Genomic DNA, 17,415 nt, shown 5'->3' on the forward strand with positions numbered 1-17,415 from the left:
CCTGTAAATAAACGCATTTCGTACGAAATACAGGCATCACGGTAGAAAATGCAAGGATTTGCACCAGAATTCAACTCTGCAATTTCTCTGATCCTGCATGGGGACTCAGAGCTTTGGGCGATTGTGCTGTTGTCTCTGAAGGTTTCACTGTTTGCCGTGCTGATTTCCGCGCTGATTGGGATGCCTGTGGGGGCTGCTTTGGCCGTTGCCGGGTTTCCTGGAAGACGCATTTTGATCGTGCTGATGAATGCACTGATGGGGTTCCCGCCCGTGGTCGTGGGCCTGCTGGTCTATCTGATGCTGTCCCGTTCAGGCCCTTTGGGTGTACTGCAACTTTTGTACACGCCAACTGCGATGATTATCGCGCAAGTGGTGCTGGTCACGCCAATCGTCGCGGCATTGACGCGGCAGGTGATCGAGATGCTGGCCGAGGAGTATTCGGAACAGTTGCGATCCCTCGGCGTGTCCAGGCTGGCTTCGGTTCCGGTTTTGTTGTGGGACGCAAGGCTGGCCTTGGTTACGGCCTTGCTGGCAGGCTTCGGACGCGCCATCGCCGAGGTTGGCGCGGTGATCATTGTCGGGGGCAACATCAACCACGTGACGCGCGTGATGACCACAACCATCGCGTTGGAAACTTCAAAGGGAAACCTCGCATTGGCGTTGGCATTGGGGGCGATCCTGATCGGGATTGCTGTGGCGGTGAACGCAATGGTCAGCGCCGTAAGCTTGAAGGCCGAGCAAGAGGGGTTGCGCCATGCGTGATGGCATCTGCAACTTGGTGAGCCGCCTTGAGGTCAAAGATCTTCGGATTCGCAGCAAAGGCCGTTCGTTGCTGGATGTGCCGTCGCTGGTTCTGGATGGTCCCGGACCAACCCTCATCCTTGGTCCGAACGGCGCAGGCAAAAGCCTGCTGTTGCGTTGTTTGCATGGTCTGATCGCACCGGATCGTGGGCGCGTCGTCCAGGACGGACTTCCGCTGAGCACGGCACAAAAGGCGCGCCAGGCTATGGTGTTCCAGCAACCGGTTTTGTTGCGTCGTTCGGTCTCTGCAAATCTGGACTTTGTTCTAAAGCGTCAGAGTATGGGGCGCACAGACAGAAAAAAACGCATCGCCGAATTGCTGGTCGAAGGGGGGCTGGACGGCAAGGCGCGACAGCCGGCTCGCTCACTTTCCGGGGGTGAGGCGCAGCGGCTGGCAATCCTGCGCGCCCTGGCGACTGAGCCCGAAACTCTGTTTCTGGATGAACCGACCAGTGCCCTGGACCCGAGCGCCACACAAATGATCGAGCGGATGATCCGGCGCGCCTCGGCACGTGGGGTGCGGATCGTTATGGTGACACATGACATCGGACAGGCGCGACGTTTGGCTGCGGATATTGTCATGATGCAGGGCGGTCAAGTGGTAGAACATGGGCCCGCGAAACAGGTATTGGATGCCCCCGAAAGCGAAGCATCGCGTCGCTATCTGGCGGGTGGGTTGGTTACTTAATAAGAAAAGACGGAGAACATGATGTTCCGGGCATTTATTCGGGCAGCAGCAGTTGCACTTGGCCTATCGGCAGGGGGGGTTTCAGCAGAAACGCCGTTCATTGTTGTTCAATCCACGACATCGACGCAGAATTCTGGACTGTTGGAACACATATTGCCGTGGTTCGAGGCTGAGTCTGGCATAGATGTGCGCGTTGTCGCGGTTGGAACAGGTCAGGCCATTCGCAATGCAGTCAACGGGGACGGGGACGTTCTGCTGGTCCACGCCAAACCAGCCGAAGAGAAATTTGTCGCGGACGGCTGGGGCGTTGAGCGAAAAGACCTGATGTATAACGATTTTGTTCTGGTCGGCCCAAAATCTGACCCGGCCGGTATTCGTGGAGGCACCGATATACTGGTTGCTCTGACGGCCATTGCAGAGGCCGAAGCCCCTTTTGCATCGCGTGGCGATGACAGTGGGACGCATAAGGCCGAGCTGGGCCATTGGTCGTCTGCCGGGCTTGATCCAAAGGGTGCTTCCGGCACGTGGTATCGTGAAACCGGATCGGGTATGGGCGCGACCCTGAACGTGGCCGGGGGCATGGACGCCTATACACTTACAGACCGGGCCACGTGGCTGTCTTTTGGCAACAGAGGCAATCTAGAGGTGTTGGTCGAAGGCGATCCGCGCCTGTTTAATCAATACGGTGTGATCCTTGTGAACCCGGAAAAGCACCAACTTGTGCGGGCGGCATCCGGTCAACGCTTTATCGACTGGTTGACGGGGCCGGACGGGCAGGAGGCGATCGCGTCCTTCAGGCTGGAGGGACAGCAGGTGTTTTTCCCCAATGCCCAATAAGTTGGCCTGCAGCCAACATCTGCGGGGCGAGTATTTCTGAAAAGATGAAGCGGTCGGCGGAGGATCAGCCGCTGGCACCATTGTGATGGATCGTACCGAGGCCCGAAAGGTCATAACCGCCGAATTCGCGGGCCCGTTGTGTGAAATGATCCGAGCGTAGCAGCGACATCAGTTTTTGCATCGGCGGATCGAAAAACGATCTGCGCCAGATCGCCAGGTCAAGCCTTTCGGAATGGGTGGGGACAAAGCCGAGGTTGTACAGCCCGGCCAAGGCACCCAGTCCAAAGCCTGCTTCGGCCTTTTGATCGTGCAGGGCAATGGCTAGCTCTTCCTCGGTGCGTGCGCGGCCGGGAAAAATGTTAAAATCGTCGTAAGTTAGGTCATGTGCTTCAAGTTGCGCATTGAACAAGTGCTGGCTGGCTGCACTGTCTTGCCGCAGGATGATGCGTCGCGATTTGAGGTCCTGGAACGATCTGATGTCCAATGCGCCCGGTGCCAGTAACAAACCGCGTTCTCGACGGGCGACTTCATAGAGGATCACCGGGGCTTCGCCCAATGAGTCGCGCAGGGATTTGGTATTGAACCCTCCGTCCTCGTGGATGTGCAGCACAGCGGCCTGCGCGCTGCGCTCGCTCAATCGTGTCAATCCGTCGAAAGAGCCATCATAATACGTTGCCAGCCCCGATCCGCTTTCGCGCAATGCCCAGTCCAGAAGGGGATCATGGCTGCCAGCAACGATCGGGGGCAGGGGCGGTTCCGCCACTTGAGGCCCAGACCGTGACGCGTTGAGCCAGGCGATGATCTCGGCCCGTGGGAACAAAAGCTTGCCCATGGCGCGCACACAAGGCACCTCGCCGGATGAGGCAAGGTCATAGGCTTTACGCTCGCCAATGCGCAAAAGATCGGCCAGTTCGCGGGTGGTCAGGTATTGAGACATTCAGTCCAGGCGCACCGCAGAACCAGATGTGCTGTCCGCGGCGCTGAACCCGATCTGGTCCAACGTCGTCGGGGCTGCAACTGTAATCACGACCATCGCGACAACCGCGGCTAAAAAGGCTTTCATAGTCTCCTCCGGTTCAGTTCTGGTCGTCCGTCGCACGGCGCAGAAAAGCGATCAGGTCGTCCCGGTCCTGCTGTTCTGTAATCCGTTGCATCGGCATCTTCGATCCCGGAATGTAATGATCCGGCCCCTTATCGAAAAGGGCATTTATTGTTTGTTCATTCCAAACAATATCAGAGTCTTGCAGCGTATCCGAGTACAAATATCCCGGCAGCGATCCGGCGGGTCGCCCAAAGATACCGTGCAGTGTTGGACCCGCCCGACGTTCGCTTTCGGGTGTCAGGCTGTGGCAGATCGAGCATTTGCGGGCGAATTGACGTTCGCCATTCTCCATTTCGTCGGGATCTTTCAGAAAACTGGGCTCGGTCGAAGCCATTTGCTGTTGATCCGACAGCGCACCCACGGGCCAGCTGTACATCGCCGCGTCTATGCCCCCTGCATGGATGTTCTGGCCATCATCAGAGAATGACAGCGCCCAGACCGGTCCGCGCAGCGTTGCGCGGAAATCCTGCGTGATGCGCCATTCGGTCGTGTCGATCATCATGATATAGCCTTCGCCGTCACCGACCGCCAAAAGGCTTCGGTCCGGGCTGAGCGCAAGGGCCAGGATCGGGCGGCGGTCCAGAGTGAAGTCGCGTTCTTCACCGGTTGTCAGATCGAGGATGCGCGTCACCCCGTCCACCGCGCCATAGGCGATCCAGTTTTCCTGCGCGTTGAAAATCAATTCGTTGATGCCAAATCCGTGCTCAACCAGCCGGTCCGTTTCTTCGCCGGTTGCGACATCCCACACGCGTAAGGACCCATCGACGCCAGCGGAAAAAAGCTTTGATCCATCCGGTGAAAAAGTGACCGCATTCACGCCACTGCCCGTGGGGCCGAACAGGGCGGGGGCAGTGCCATCGACGGGCCATAATCCGATTGTTCCGTCCCAACTGGCCGTTGCGACATGCGTTTTTGAGGCAGCTACAGAAACGATCTTGCCTTTGTGTTGGCCGACGATCTCTCCGCCCGGCCAGCGGCGGAGGGTAAAATCGTCTCCGGCGGAATAAATTGCTGTACCGTTGAAGACGACCGCGTTGACGGCTGCTTCGTGACCTTCCAGCCATTCGGGTGTCTGGTCCGACCATAGCCCGACAGAATTGTCGAAACTGGCTGTTGCGATCCGTCCATCAGGGGCCGTTGCGATACCCATGATCGGCCCGCCATGACCTTTGAGCGTGAAGAACTCCGCCCATGCGGGCAGGGGGATCAACGCACAGGCAAGGATCAGCCAGCGCATCTATTCGGCGGGTGAGGCCGCTGCCTTGCCAGCCTCTTTTTCCTGCACCTCTTCCAGCCACAACGAGTGGTGTTCCCGCGCCCATTGCTCTTCGACTTCACCAGTACCCATTGCATCAAACGCGCCCTCCATCCCGACCGAGCCGAGGTAGATATGCGCGATGATGATGGCGATGAAGACATAAGCGACCATCACGTGCCAGACTTGGGCGTATTGCATCTCTTCCTGAGGCGACATTTGCACGGGCAGGTTCAGACCAAGCGCCTGTGGAATGCCGGTGGCATTGGCAACCGAGAAGGTCTTGGCGAACATCGGCAATTCAAACGGAAACAGCAGCGACAGGCCGGACAGGCTGATCGAGACTCCCAGCAGTATGCAGGCCCAGAAGATGATTTTTTGACCTGCGTTGAATTTCTTGGCGGGTGGGTGGCTGTTTTTGCTGAATAAACCCCCACCGGCAGCCAGCCATTTCAGGTCTGTGCGGTTGGGGATGTTATGGGCAATCCAATTCACCGTGATGATGATCAGCCCCAGCATGAAGGCCCATGCCAGATTGTTGTGAAGCCATTTGCAGCCTTGCGCGATGGTTGCGAAACCTTCCTTGCCGAAGATCGGAATCAGGAAGTCGCGGCCATAGAGTGTCAGCAGGCCGGTGATCGCAAGCACGATGAATGATCCTGCAAACAGCCAATGCCCGAAACGTTCAAAACTGGTGAAGCGCAGAACGGTACGGCCGGTCTTTTCTCCGTCGATGCGAATCTTGCCTCGGATCAGGAAAAACAGAACGATGATGGCCAGCATTCCAGCGATGATGTAACCGCCATATTCGCGTAACGGCCCTGTGCGGAATTCCCACCACCACATGCCGCCGTCTTGGATCAGCACACTGTCGGCAGGTCCGCGCGAGGACACGGTGACGTCCGCCGAGCCAAAGCGCAGCGCGCGGTATACATCACTGTCGGACGATACGCCGCTGGGTCCAAACTGGCCCAGAAGGCCTTCGACATTGCCTTGGCCAGTGTTTTCCGAGCGATAGGTGTTATCTACTTTTTCGCCGCGTTGACGCGCGAGAATATCCTCAAGCGTGGTCGCACCACCGGTCGAGGCGCGCTCATTCGTGGTGGCTGGTTCCCCAGCTTCGTTTGTTTGCGCAACGGTGGCCTGTGCCAGCCCAATGGTGAACAGCAATGCGATGAGTAAGCGGAACATCTGAACCTCGGTCAAAATCCCTGATCAGGCGACCCACGGATGCGGGTCGCCTGTTTGGTTCATCAAAGACGGTCCTAGCCGTCTTTCTGGTCGTAGGCGGTGCCCCAACCCCATGCGCCGGACCCGAAGCCACGGGCGACAACACGCTCGCGGTAGATGGCCGACACAACGTCGCCGTCACCAGCGAGCAGGGCCTTGGTGGAACACATTTCGGCGCAGATGGGCAGTTTGCCCTCGGCGATCCGGTTGCGACCATATTTGGCGAACTCTGCGGTCGAGTGCGTTTCCTCGGGACCACCAGCGCAGAAGGTACATTTGTCCATCTTTCCACGCGATCCGAAGTTGCCCGCCTGCGGGTATTGCGGCGCGCCGAACGGGCACGCGTAGAAGCAATAACCACAACCAATGCACAGGTCCTTGGAGTGTAGGACGACCCCTTCTTCATTCTGATAGAAGCAGTCGACCGGGCACACCGCCATGCAGGGCGCATCCGAGCAATGCATACAGGCCACCGAAATCGAGCGTTCGCCCGGGTCACCGTCATTGATCGTTACCACCCTGCGGCGGTTCACGCCCCACGGCACCTCGTGTTCGTTCTTACACGCGGTGACGCAGGCATTGCACTCGATGCAGCGTTCGGCGTCGCAGAGAAACTTTGCTCTTGCTGCCATGTTCTCTTCTCCTCCCTTACGCTGACCAGATTTTGCAAAGAGTCGCTTTGGTCTCTTGCATCTGGGTCACGGAATCATAGCCATAGGTCTGGGCGGTGTTGGTACTTTCACCCAGCACATAGGGATCGGCACCTTTCGGGTATTTCTCCCTCAGGTCCTCGCCCTGGAAATGGCCGCCAAAGTGGAACGGCATGAAGGCCACGCCGGCACCGACCCTGTTGGTCAGCATCGCCATCACCTTGACCTTGCCGCCTTCAGGACCTTCGACCCAGACCTGTGATCCGTCGCGAATACCAAGGTTGTTGGCATCGCGTGGATTGATCTCGACGAACATGTCCTGCTGAAGCTCGGCCAGCCACGGGTTCGACCGTGTTTCATCCCCGCCGCCTTCATATTCGACCAGACGACCTGACGTTAGGATTATCGGGTAATCCTTTGAAAAGTCGTTCTTCTGAATCGAAGCATAAAGGGTGGGCAGGCGATATGCGTGCCGGTCCTCGTAGGTCGGATAGTCCTCCACCAGGTCGCGCCGGTTCGTATAAAGCGGCTCGCGATGCAGTGGGATCGGATCCGGGAAGGTCCAGACAACCGCGCGGGCTTTGGCGTTCCCGAAGGGCGCACAGCCATGCTCGATCGCGACCCTCTGGATACCGCCGGACAGGTCGGTTTTCCAGTTGGTCTCTGGTCCCGCAACGGCGTCGATGGCTGCGCGTTCCTCGGCCGTCAGATCGCCATCCCAACCAAGGTCCATCAGCATCTGCATCGTGAACTCGGGATATCCATCCTGAATTTCCGATCCAACGCTATAGACCCCTTCGGCCAACAGGTTGTCGCCATCCCGCTCCACGCCAAAGCGCGCACGGAAGGTCAGGCCACCTTCGGCCACCGGTTTGGACATGTCATAGAGGTTTGGTGTCCCCGTATGACCCATCTCCGGTGTTCCCCAGCAGGGCCAGGGCAGACCGTAATATTCGCCGTCGTTGGGCCCACCAATGGCTTGCAGCGTGGTTCTGTCGAACGTGTGCTGGTTGGCCATATGGCTTTTCAAACGTTCTGGCGATTGACCGGTATATCCGATGGTCCAGAGGCCCGCGTTGAACTCACGCGTGATGCTTTCAACATTGGGGGTTTCCGGATCGTCCATCTCGATATTGCGGAACAACCGATCCGCCCAGCCAAACTTGTTGGCGAACTTGGCCATAATGACCTCGTCCGGCAGGCTTTCGAACAGCGGTTCAACCACCTTGTCGCGCCATTGTAGCGACCGGTTCGATGCCGTGACCGAGCCACGGGTTTCGAACTGCGTACAGGCGGGCAACAGGTAGACGCCATCGGTGCGGTCATGCAGCACGGCCGAGACGGTGGGATACGGGTCGATCACGACCAGCATGTCCAGCTTCTCCATCGCCGTCTTCATTTCCGTCATGCGGGTCTGCGAGTTGGGCGCGTGGCCCCACAGAACCATGGCGCGGACATTGTTGTCCTGATCCATGTTGGCCGGGTCTTCCAGAACACCGTCGATCCAGCGGGAGACCGGGATGCCGCGCTCGTTCTGAAGCGGTTTATCCTTGCCTTCCTTGTCCTTGATCGTGGCGAACTGGCCCGCCAGCCATTCGGGATCTTCACCCCAGACACGAGCCCAATGACCCCATGCACCCTTGGACAGGCCGTAATAGCCAGGCAGGGTGTGGGACAGAACACCAAGGTCCGTTGCGCCCTGCACGTTGTCATGACCACGGAAGATGTTGGTGCCACCCCCCGAAGTGCCCATGTTGCCCAAAGCAAGCTGGAGCACGCAGTAAGCGCGGGTGTTGTTGTTGCCGTTGGTGTGCTGCGTACCACCCATACACCAGATGACTGTGCCGGGGCGGTTGTTGACCATGGTCCGGGCAACGCGCTTGAGCTGCGAGCCGGGCACGCCGGTTACACGCTCGGTCTCTTCCGGGTTCCAGTTGGCGACCTCGGTGCGGATCTGGTCCATTCCCCAGACACGGGTGCGGATGAACTCTTTGTCCTCCCAGCCGTTGTCGAAGATGTGCCACAGAATGCCCCAGATCAGAGCAACGTCTGTGCCGGGACGGAACCGCACATATTCATCCGCATGCGCCGCGGTGCGCGTAAAGCGCGGGTCGCAGACGATCAGCGGTGCGTTATTCTGCTCTTTCGCGCGCAGAACATGAAGCAGCGAGACGGGATGCGCCTCGGCCGGGTTGCCGCCGATGATGAAGATGGCCCGTGAGTTGTGGATGTCATTGTACGAATTGGTCATGGCGCCGTAGCCCCATGTATTCGCAACACCCGCAACAGTGGTCGAGTGGCAGATACGGGCCTGATGGTCCACGTTGTTCGTGCCCCAGTAGGCGGCGAACTTGCGGAACAGATAGGCCTGTTCGTTATTGTGCTTGGCCGAGCCCAACCAGTACACGCTGTCCGGCCCGGATTCCTGGCGGATGTTCATCATGCCGTCGCCGATCTCGTTGATCGCCTCTTCCCAGCTGATGCGCTTCCACTCGCCGCCTTCCTTTTTCATCGGATACTTGAGGCGGCGTTCGCCATGGGCGTGCTCGCGGACCGAGGCCCCTTTGGCGCAATGCGCACCCAGGTTGAACGGGCTGTCCCAGCCGGGTTCTTGCCCGACCCAGACACCGTTCTGAACTTCGGCGACGACCGTACAGCCGACCGAGCAGTGGGTGCATACGGATTTGATGTTTTCAACGGCGGTGTTTGCCGCTGTTTGGGCGCTGGCAGGCGTCACGGTTCCACCCGTGGCGCTGATCGCGGCAAGGCCGCCGATCGTCAGGCCCGAGCCACGCAGGAATGCGCGGCGATCGACGGTTTTCTCGCCGACCTGGGACAGGATACTTGTCCGCTGGGGGCGTCTCGCAACCCCGTTGGTCTTTTTCCTAAGCATTTCTTTCCTCCCTTGCTGGCCATGAGGATCACGGCTGGCTTGGTAACTGCGAAACCGACGTCAGGGCCAATCGCAACCGTCAGTCGGGTAAGTGACATCGTCCGGCTGGTGCGCCGGGCGCAGTCGAGGCGGCTTAGAAGCGCGCGCTTTCCAGATAGGCGCGGGTATGCGCTGTATCTTGCATGCGGGTCTCGTCCGTCGGCAGCTCGGCTGCTTCGGCTTGACCGCTCAGGCTGACGGCGGCAACGGCAGCAGGCGCTGCGGTTCCGGCCAGTTTGAGGAAGTCGCGGCGCGTTGCGCCTTCTTCCTTGGTCTTGCTCATGGGCTTCTCCTCTCCCATTTGCGATTTAGCGCCAATTCAGACGCTGGCGAGTGGCGGGTTATGCCGCCGTCATTCGGAAGGCCTCGCGTTCGATTTCCATGAACACCCGACCGGCGGTGCCGACCGAGGCATAGAGAACCGACGCTTCGGCGGCTTCCAAATCCGAATAGAAATGCGCGGCCCAAGGGCCGATATGTTTGTTCCAGAACGCTTTTTGATCTTCCAGTGTGGCCGGTGATCCGAAGCGACCCACGATCATCCCGGCCATCATTTCCATAAGCGAGGCGATATTGTCTTCTGGTTCAAACACATTTTGCGCACGGGTGATCCCGCGTACAGCCATGTCATTGCGCAATTGCGCCAGAGGTTTTTCGTTCAGGAACCCGGTCAGATAAAAACTGGCGTAAGGCAGCAGCTCACCACGTCCCAAACCGATGAACAGAGCGTTGAACTCACGCTCGGCAGCGGCGGGCTTGGTGACCTTGGCAACACGCGCCATAGCCTGAATGGCTTGGCCCAGATCAGTGTCGTCTCCGCTCAGCCCCGACATCTGGTCCAGAAGCAACTGATCAGGCGGGCCGGCCAAAAGCAAACCCAGAAAATTGTAAAAATCCGCGCGCAGCCGGTCTTCGGCTGAAATGTCTAAAGTCTGCGCGTTATTTGCGGTCATGGGTTATCCTTCGAATTCAAATCTCATGCGGCGCGGGGACGGGGGCAGTTCGGCCTCTTCCTGCGTGTAAGCTTCGGCCAGATCCACTTCAGGTGTTGGTGCGGCGGCTTCTGGTTCTTCCATGGCGACCGCGGGTTCGGACATTGGTTCATCCTCCGAGGGAGTTTCCTCTTCGGTGTCGTCTTCACTTGCCGCCAAGGCCTCGACATGGGCCAGCATCCCTTTGCCCACCTGGTAGGCGGTCTGAAGGTTTTCGATCACACAAGCTGCGTCGGTATAGTCTTCGCCGTAGTCAACCAGACCGTCCACGTTGGCCAGAACCGGATTCAGTCGCCACAACCGGCGCAAGGCCCGGCGACGCAACCGATCAGGCACCGCCTTGGCCATGAACCCCGTGACATCGTCGCCCGCCTGTAATTGATCCGGGTCAGGCAGGTTTAACTCGGCCAGTATGTCGGCGTCAGTCTTTTCTTCCAGTTCGGCGTGTTGTGCGGCTATGACCTGTTCTTCTGCCGCTATGACCTCAGCCTCGGCTTCTGCCTGTACGGCGGCCTTGCGACGGGACCAGAAATCGCGCGCCTGGGTCATTGCACAAGCCTCCGAGGTGCGCGGTAGACATCCGAGGCCTGTCTGATCCGTGGGTCGCCCTTGCCGTCCTCGACCAAATCCGTGCGTTTCTTGTCGCGGCGGCGCTTGATGAAAACTTCGTCTTTATGGTGTTTGAGCGCGAAATCCCGCACCCAGGCAATCAGCCCTTCGGTCATGGGGATCTTCTCGACGATCTCTTCACCTGTGTCGGCATAGTCCTGCCCCTCAAAAGGCGAGGCCGTGATAAGCACCGCGTTCAAAGGGACGTCCCCCTTCAATTCATCCCGCAACACCAGATAAAGCGAGGGTTGTCCGTCTGACAGGTTGACCATGTAGGCTTCTGTCTCATCCGCCCAAAGGGTCAGGGGCAGGGTGGCTGCATGGTATTCAACCGCATCGCCTTCGCGACGCAATTCCTGCCAATCGGCAGGACCAGCACCCGGCAAAACGGCTATGGCACGCCAACTCCATCGGGCCCAACGTGTGATCCCGGGTGTCTTGCGCACGATGACGCCAACTGGCATTTCGATCTGGCTTGCGGCCTTGGCCACTGGCTCCTCCCCGAAAGGCTCTCCCCTGCCTTTGCATGAACACTATGGTACACATTGTGTCTTTGTGCCAAGCCTGTGTCCTTAGACTTTGGTCGTATGTTTTGGTCGCAACTGCGTGAACGGAGCCGAAAACGCGTTTGTTTCCTTCGATTTTCTGCGCGAATGAGGGGTAAATAACTGCGCACGGCAGGGGGTTGAAGTTGCCGGGATGTGCGTACAGCCTAAGGTTCATGGGATGGGGAGAGCATCCCGCGGGAGGGAAAATGGGCACCAAACTACTGCTATGCGACTGCGCAGGAACTCAGGAATTGGATCCCGACAGGATCGAAAGCGCCTGTGGTGTCAGTTGCTCTAAGGTGCATACAGCGCTTTGCACGACCCAACTGCAATCTGCTGCCGAACTGATGCAAGACGGAGATACCGTGATCGCCTGCCTGCAAGAGCAGGACGTGTTCCAGTCCCTTGCCGAAGATTTGGATATCGACGTGCCTGGCTTCTTCGACCTACGCGACCGTGCGGGTTGGTCTGAACAGGGTACGGATGCAACGCCTAAGATGGCTGCACTGGCGGCTGAGGCGCTGTTGCCGCAGCCCGTCACACCCAGCGTCGATGTTATCAGCGAAGGAACCTGTTTCATCGTTGGCCCCGGCGCGGTGGGTTTTGATCTGGCTGAGAAGTTGGCGGGAACTTTGGCCGTGACTGTTCTGGCTACGGATCAGGCAGAGCCGACCTCGCGCGCTTTCGATGTGATACGCGGACGGGTGAAGTCCGTGTCCGGGGCGCTGGGTGGGTTTTCACTGCGTCTGGACGCCGTGCAGCAGGTCGTGCCGGGCGGGCGTGGTGCCTTTGCCTGGACCGAGCCCAGGAACGGAGCACAATCTGCCTGCGACATTATTCTGGACCTGACAGGCGGCGCGCCGTTCGTCCAGGCCCCCAACAAGCGCGAAGGGTATCTGAGGGCTGATCCAAAAGACGTGGTGGCCGTTGAACGCCTGGCTTTTGACGCCATGCAGCTTATTGGTACCTTTGAAAAGCCTTTGTACGTGAGATTGGAAGAATCCTTGTGTGCGCATTCACGGGCGGAACAGGTGGGTTGTACAAACTGTCTGGATATCTGCCCGACCGGGGCGATAACACCAGCGGGTGAGCATGTGAGCATCGACCCGATGGTATGTGCCGGATGCGGTGCGTGTGCCGCACTGTGTCCGTCGACGGCGATCACTTACGAGGATCCGACCGTTTCGGCGCTGTTGTCCCGGATGCACGTCCTGGCGCGCACCTATCGACGAGCAGGAGGGGCCGCGCCCCGGCTTTTGATTCATAATACGCATGGGGCAGAGATGATCCGGTTGGCTGCGCGCTTTGGTCGTGGTTTGCCTTCGGATGTTATCCCGCTGGAACTAAATGTTATATCCGGTTTTGGCCACGCCGAGATGCTTGCCGCTTTGGCGCATGGTTTTGCCCGTGTGGATGTATTGCTGGCACCCACAACCGAACGGGATTCGCTGGACCACGAGATTGCTCTGGCGCGCGCGATCGCGGGCGCTGATGGGATTGGACTGATTGATGAAGCTGATCCGGACGCCATGTCTGATCTGCTCTATGGTCAAGACGTGCCGCAACCTTTGGCCGAACCGGTTCTTCCATTGGGGAACCGTCGACAGATCACACGCTTGGCCGCGCAGGCGCTAAATCCGCAGGCAGACGCTCCATTGCCACTGCCCGATAACGCGCCTTATGGTGCGGTTGCGGTGAACACGGACAGTTGCACCCTGTGCCTCAGCTGTGTGTCGCTGTGTCCGTCAGGGGCTTTGATCGACAATCCGGACAAGCCGCAGCTGAACTTTCAGCAGGATGCCTGCCTGCAATGCGGAATGTGCAAGACGATCTGCCCCGAAGAGGCGATCACTTTGGTTCCACAGCTTGATCTGAGCGATGCGGCCCTTTCCCAGCAGGTACTCAACGAAGAAGAACCTTTCGCTTGTGTTGAATGCGGTGCGTTGTTTGGGGTGAAATCCACTGTGGAGCGGATCATGGAAAAGCTATCGGGCACACACCCCATGTTTGCCAGTTCGGATCAGGCGCGGATGATCCAGATGTGCGACAATTGCCGGGTTAAGGTGCAGTTTCAGCAGCAGGACAATCCCTTCCAGTCAAAGCCTAAACCACGGGTCGTTACGACTGACGATTATTATTCAGATAGAAAAGATCATTGAAGCTGCAGCGGAGCCCCCAAATCTGCGGCTTTCATCCGCGAGACAAACGCGAGGATTGCATCGAGATCGTCCAGAGTCATCTCAACAGGATGAATCGGAGAAGGGCGTTCGGGGTCAAATGGCGGCGTCAGCCCGTCGATCTGTGTAAACGCAGGATGGGGGTTGAGAGCAAAGAAAGCCTCGAACCGTTCGGACCAGTCCGGCATCGCGCGCAGGACGGCAAACGATGGGGTCGAGCCCAGCCCGTTCATTCGGTTTTTGGGTCCGATCACATGGCATCGTCCGCAATGGGTCATCGACAGTTCTTCGCCAAGCACGGTATTACCGTCAACGGTTTCCTCCGACTCAGTGACCGTCAGATCGAAGCTGGCGGTAAAGGGCGCGCCTTGTGCTGGCGCAAAACTTTCAACGGTGCGCTTTCCAATATCCGAACGCAGCCAATCGCGAAAGCGGGCCTGCCGCTTATTGTCTTCGATGGTCAGATGGTAGATCACATCATCGCGGGCAAAGACCGGATCGCCGGGCGGAGCGGGATTCAGGACCATAACACCTGTGTCATCCGCAATAACGCGAATCCCGGTCTTGAGAGAGAAGCGAGGAAGAATATGTTGCAACAGACCCGAGTCTTTCACCTCGGCCGGGGCCGCAAGGCCAATCGCCTCCTGAGACAAGGAGGGGGTGGCAGAGAACGTCAGGCTCAGGCACAAGAGGACAAAGCGCATGGCTCAGCCTAACGGGGCAGGGCGCGGTGCGTCAAATAAACTGAAAGAGACGGAGACACATGCAATGAGCGGCGACCAGAATTTGGTGACACGCACGCCCCTGTCACACGGGCATATCGAAGGGGGCAAGGCATGAGTGTTCGTGACGCGGTTCTGGCGAACCTGAAAAAGATCACTGACCCGGTGTCTGGTCAAGATATTGTCAGCGCAGGTATCGTGCGTGCGCTGAATGTCGAAGGTGATACCGTACGATTTGTGCTTGAGATTGATCCAAAGCACGCGGAAAAGATGGAGCCCGTGCGAGCGACGGCCGAGAAAGCCGCGCAGATGGTCGCCGGTGTGGCCAATGTATCGGCGATGATGACCGCGCATTCCGACAAGGCTCCGCCGGATCTGAAACCGAAACCCAAACCGTCGCAAACCGGGCCGCAGGCCGTTCCGGGTGTTGATCGGATCATTGCTGTTGCTTCGGGTAAGGGCGGTGTCGGTAAGTCCACTGTCTCTGCAAACCTTGCCTGTGCGCTGGCCGCTGAAGGACGGCGCGTCGGTCTGCTGGATGCGGATGTTTACGGTCCGTCGCAGCCCCGGATGCTGGGTGTGTCCGGTCGCCCGGCCAGCCCCGATGGCAAAACCATTCTGCCTTTGCGCAATCACGGCGTGACCATGATGTCCATGGGGTTGATGACCAACGAAGGTCAGGCTGTTGTCTGGCGTGGACCCATGTTGATGGGCGCATTGCAACAGATGATGGGGCAGGTGCAGTGGGGCGCGTTGGACGTTCTGATCGTCGACCTTCCACCGGGAACGGGCGATGTGCAGCTGACGCTGAGCCAGAAGTTCCAGGTGGACGGTGCCATCGTGGTCTCAACCCCGCAGGACGTGGCTTTGATCGACGCCCGCAAGGGGATCGATATGTTCAATCAGCTCAAAACCCCGATCGTGGGCATGATCGAAAACATGTCGACCCATATCTGCTCCAACTGCGGGCACGAAGAACATGTGTTTGGTCATGGCGGTGTTGCGTCCGAGGCGGAATCTCTGGGTGTACCGCTGCTGGGTGAAATCCCACTGCATCTGGACATCCGCGTGGCCGCTGACGGAGGCGCGCCCATCGTGGTCAGCAAGCCCGATAGTCCACAGGCCGAGTCGTTCCGCAAGATCGCACGCGACCTGATCTCAAACGGTTTCGCATGAGCCAGCCGGTCTTTCCCCCTTTGTTGACGGGTCACCCGGTTCAGGGTGGGGAAGACCCGTTTGACAGGGCGCAGGCAATGGCCGCGCTGGGATGCGACGCGGGAACGGTCGTTTACAACATTCAGGCCGACCGTCTGCGCGTTGCCATCGTCTTTGCGCCTGAGGTGCCGTTGCAGGATGCGATGGCAATGCTGCCACTGTGTGCCGTAGGGTTTCAGAACGCGCTGGGCGCTCTGGCCCCGCCAGAGGTTGCTGTGCATTTGGGCTGGGACGGATTGATCTGCGTGAATGGCGCAAAATGCGGGAAGTTTCGGGTGACCTCTTCGGATGTGTCCGCTGATCAGGAGCCGGACTGGTTGATCGTAGGTTGGGAACTGGCGCTGCTGCAAACCAGCGAGGCCCCGGGTGAAACACCAGATGTCACCGCGCTTTACGACGAGGGATGTGCAGACGTATCCGCCACACAATTGGTAGAAAGCTGGTCGCGTCATACTTTGACCTGGCTGAACCGCTGGCAGGAAGATGGTAACGCGCCGCTGCACGCTGAATGGATGGGTTTGCTGCGCGGTGTAGGAGATCCGCTGGATCATGGCGGTGTTTTTTTGGGTACGGATGAACGGTTTGGAATGTTGATCCGGGACGGATCCGAAACGCACCTGCGTCCCCTGACCGAAGTGTTGGAGAACGGAAGATGAAACTGGCCCGAGCAATTCACTTCGACGAAAGCGACATGAACGTGTTTCATTCTCCGGCGCGCACCGGGGAATGGTGTGTGTCTGGCGGGTTCGAGTTCTCGAATTGGAGCGATGCAGATCTTGAAGGCAAGGCGCGTCAGGCCTTTGCGAATGGCTGGCTGGGTCTTGAAACCTTTGGCCGCGTGACATTTGTGGCCGTGACGCAGATCGAACCGGCAGAGAAAGATCAGATCGCCCGCAATCTGGCCGACCATTTTGTGCAGTTCTATGGTGCGCCTTCAGTTGAGGCTGCGCTTGGCGTGGCGCAGGCGGAAGTCGATCATATGTCAGAGCTGTGCGAAGATCATGCGCCCAACACGCTGTTGACCGTGGCCAGAGAACTGTCTGAAACTGGCGTGCACGAAGCCTATCGTGTGATCACGCCGCAGGATGCGCAGCTTGAGGCTTTGGCAGTTCATGGATCCTTGGAAGACTAGATCAGATCGACAAATCCGCCGAACTGGCCGCGTTTGAAAATCAGGCCCTTTCCTGTGCGGTACATTACCTGCTCCACTTGTCCCACAATGATCAGATGATCACCGGCATCATAACGGGCGTGCAGACGGCAATCGAACCGCGCCAAACATTGGGTCAATTGCGGGCGACCGGTTTCATCCTCAGTCCAATCTGCATGTGAGAAGTCTGTGCCGTCACGCGCAAAGAGCAGCGCCTGCTCTTGCTGATCCTGTGCCATCACATGAATCGAATAATGTCCACAGCTGCTGAAAGCACCGAAACGGTACGATTCCTTGGCCAGACACCACAACACCAGCGGTGGGTCCAATGAGACCGAGGCAAAGGAATTCACGGTGATCGCGCGCGGTCCACCTTCGGTTTGCGTGGTAATCACAGTGACACCGGTGCCAAAACACCCCAGGGCCTCGCGAAAGGCCGGGCTTTGTTCCGGGGTGGGTATGAAAGTCTTTTCGGTCATTGCGCGCGTATTCCTTGGCCGCGCATCA

General features: G+C 58.5%; 20 protein-coding genes. 8 read left to right on the forward strand and 12 right to left on the reverse strand.

All coding sequences use genetic code 11. The features are described from left to right. Nucleotides 1–48 precede the first annotated feature (48 nt). From GOV89_RS03085 to GOV89_RS03095, 3 genes are read left to right on the forward strand one after another with little or no spacing between them, the layout of a single operon-like run. The gene (locus GOV89_RS03085; RefSeq protein WP_171237427.1) at nt 49–762 is read left to right on the forward strand and encodes an ABC transporter permease; all 714 of its coding nucleotides are present in this window, start codon (nt 49–51) and stop codon (nt 760–762) included. Next, complete coding sequence (locus GOV89_RS03090) at nt 755–1,489, forward strand: ATP-binding cassette domain-containing protein (RefSeq protein ID WP_171237428.1); 735 nt, start codon at nt 755–757, stop codon at nt 1,487–1,489. The genes GOV89_RS03085 and GOV89_RS03090 overlap by 8 nt, the downstream gene beginning before the upstream one ends. A 21-nt stretch (nt 1,490–1,510) precedes the next feature. Beyond that, nucleotides 1,511–2,326: a substrate-binding domain-containing protein gene (locus tag GOV89_RS03095; RefSeq protein WP_171237429.1), complete on the forward strand. Its 816-nt coding sequence runs from the start codon at nt 1,511–1,513 to the stop codon at nt 2,324–2,326. 64 nt (nt 2,327–2,390) lie between these two features. On the opposite strand, the gene GOV89_RS03100 is transcribed toward GOV89_RS03095, so the two are convergent. From GOV89_RS03100 to GOV89_RS03140, 10 genes are all read right to left on the reverse strand, one after another. Continuing rightward, a complete protein-coding gene (locus tag GOV89_RS03100; protein ID WP_171237430.1) occupies nt 2,391–3,263 on the reverse strand; it encodes a helix-turn-helix transcriptional regulator in 873 nt (290 codons plus the stop codon). Beyond that, entirely contained in the window at nt 3,264–3,389 is a 126-nt protein-coding gene (locus GOV89_RS22970) for a hypothetical protein (RefSeq protein ID WP_256368496.1), read from the reverse strand. 13 nt (nt 3,390–3,402) lie between these two features. After that, a complete protein-coding gene (locus GOV89_RS03105; RefSeq protein WP_171237431.1) occupies nt 3,403–4,665 on the reverse strand; it encodes a c-type cytochrome in 1,263 nt (420 codons plus the stop codon). Beyond that, nucleotides 4,666–5,874 carry a formate dehydrogenase subunit gamma gene (locus GOV89_RS03110; protein WP_171234089.1) on the reverse strand — a complete coding sequence of 403 codons (1,209 nt, stop codon included), beginning with the start codon at nt 5,872–5,874 and terminating at the stop codon, nt 4,666–4,668. A 74-nt stretch (nt 5,875–5,948) separates the two neighbouring features. Next, nucleotides 5,949–6,545: a formate dehydrogenase FDH3 subunit beta gene (fdh3B, locus tag GOV89_RS03115; RefSeq protein WP_039530246.1), complete on the reverse strand. Its 597-nt coding sequence runs from the start codon at nt 6,543–6,545 to the stop codon at nt 5,949–5,951. Between the two features lie 16 nt (nt 6,546–6,561). Beyond that, on the reverse strand, nt 6,562–9,456 hold the full coding sequence (locus GOV89_RS03120; protein ID WP_171237432.1) for a formate dehydrogenase subunit alpha: 2,895 nt from the start codon (nt 9,454–9,456) through the stop codon (nt 6,562–6,564). 133 nt (nt 9,457–9,589) lie between these two features. After that, nucleotides 9,590–9,778, reverse strand: coding sequence for a twin-arginine translocation signal domain-containing protein (locus GOV89_RS03125; RefSeq protein ID WP_171237433.1), 189 nt, complete (start codon nt 9,776–9,778; stop codon nt 9,590–9,592). A gap of 58 nt (nt 9,779–9,836) precedes the next feature. Continuing rightward, nucleotides 9,837–10,448 (reverse strand): molecular chaperone, encoded by a 612-nt coding sequence (locus GOV89_RS03130; protein WP_171237434.1) that lies wholly within the window; start codon nt 10,446–10,448, stop codon nt 9,837–9,839. A gap of 3 nt (nt 10,449–10,451) precedes the next feature. Next, nucleotides 10,452–11,036, reverse strand: a complete 585-nt coding sequence (locus GOV89_RS03135; RefSeq protein WP_171234091.1) for a DUF3306 domain-containing protein — start codon at nt 11,034–11,036, stop codon at nt 10,452–10,454. Beyond that, nucleotides 11,033–11,587, reverse strand: a complete 555-nt coding sequence (locus tag GOV89_RS03140; protein WP_171237435.1) for a DUF3305 domain-containing protein — start codon at nt 11,585–11,587, stop codon at nt 11,033–11,035. The genes GOV89_RS03135 and GOV89_RS03140 overlap by 4 nt, the downstream gene beginning before the upstream one ends. 263 nt (nt 11,588–11,850) lie before the next feature. Between GOV89_RS03140 and GOV89_RS03145 the strand changes: the two genes are divergently transcribed. Then, nucleotides 11,851–13,803, forward strand: a complete 1,953-nt coding sequence (locus GOV89_RS03145) for a 4Fe-4S binding protein (protein ID WP_171237436.1) — start codon at nt 11,851–11,853, stop codon at nt 13,801–13,803. Here GOV89_RS03145 and GOV89_RS03150 read toward each other — a convergent pair. Next, on the reverse strand, nt 13,797–14,525 hold the full coding sequence (locus GOV89_RS03150; protein WP_171237437.1) for a hypothetical protein: 729 nt from the start codon (nt 14,523–14,525) through the stop codon (nt 13,797–13,799). The genes GOV89_RS03145 and GOV89_RS03150 overlap by 7 nt on opposite strands. Here GOV89_RS03150 and GOV89_RS03155 point away from each other — a divergent pair. Genes GOV89_RS03155 through GOV89_RS03170 form a run of 4 tightly spaced genes read left to right on the forward strand, consistent with a single transcriptional unit; the run spans nt 14,524 to nt 16,890 of the window. Continuing rightward, complete coding sequence (locus tag GOV89_RS03155) at nt 14,524–14,661, forward strand: hypothetical protein (protein ID WP_171174551.1); 138 nt, start codon at nt 14,524–14,526, stop codon at nt 14,659–14,661. The two genes, GOV89_RS03150 and GOV89_RS03155, sit on opposite strands and share 2 nt — an antisense overlap. Then, a complete protein-coding gene (locus tag GOV89_RS03160) occupies nt 14,658–15,719 on the forward strand; it encodes an Mrp/NBP35 family ATP-binding protein (protein WP_171174549.1) in 1,062 nt (353 codons plus the stop codon). The genes GOV89_RS03155 and GOV89_RS03160 overlap by 4 nt, the downstream gene beginning before the upstream one ends. After that, nucleotides 15,716–16,414, forward strand: coding sequence for a biotin/lipoate--protein ligase family protein (locus GOV89_RS03165; RefSeq protein ID WP_171174547.1), 699 nt, complete (start codon nt 15,716–15,718; stop codon nt 16,412–16,414). Before GOV89_RS03160 ends, GOV89_RS03165 begins: the two co-directional genes overlap by 4 nt. Beyond that, nucleotides 16,411–16,890 carry a DUF6505 family protein gene (locus GOV89_RS03170; protein ID WP_171237438.1) on the forward strand — a complete coding sequence of 160 codons (480 nt, stop codon included), beginning with the start codon at nt 16,411–16,413 and terminating at the stop codon, nt 16,888–16,890. The genes GOV89_RS03165 and GOV89_RS03170 overlap by 4 nt, the downstream gene beginning before the upstream one ends. Here GOV89_RS03170 and GOV89_RS03175 read toward each other — a convergent pair. After that, entirely contained in the window at nt 16,887–17,387 is a 501-nt protein-coding gene (locus GOV89_RS03175) for a flavin reductase family protein (RefSeq protein WP_171237439.1), read from the reverse strand. The genes GOV89_RS03170 and GOV89_RS03175 overlap by 4 nt on opposite strands. Nucleotides 17,388–17,415: the final 28 nt, after the last annotated feature.

Source organism: Ruegeria sp. HKCCA5763 (genome assembly GCF_013034545.1).
In the GTDB taxonomy this organism is placed as follows: Bacteria; Pseudomonadota; Alphaproteobacteria; order Rhodobacterales; family Rhodobacteraceae; genus Ruegeria.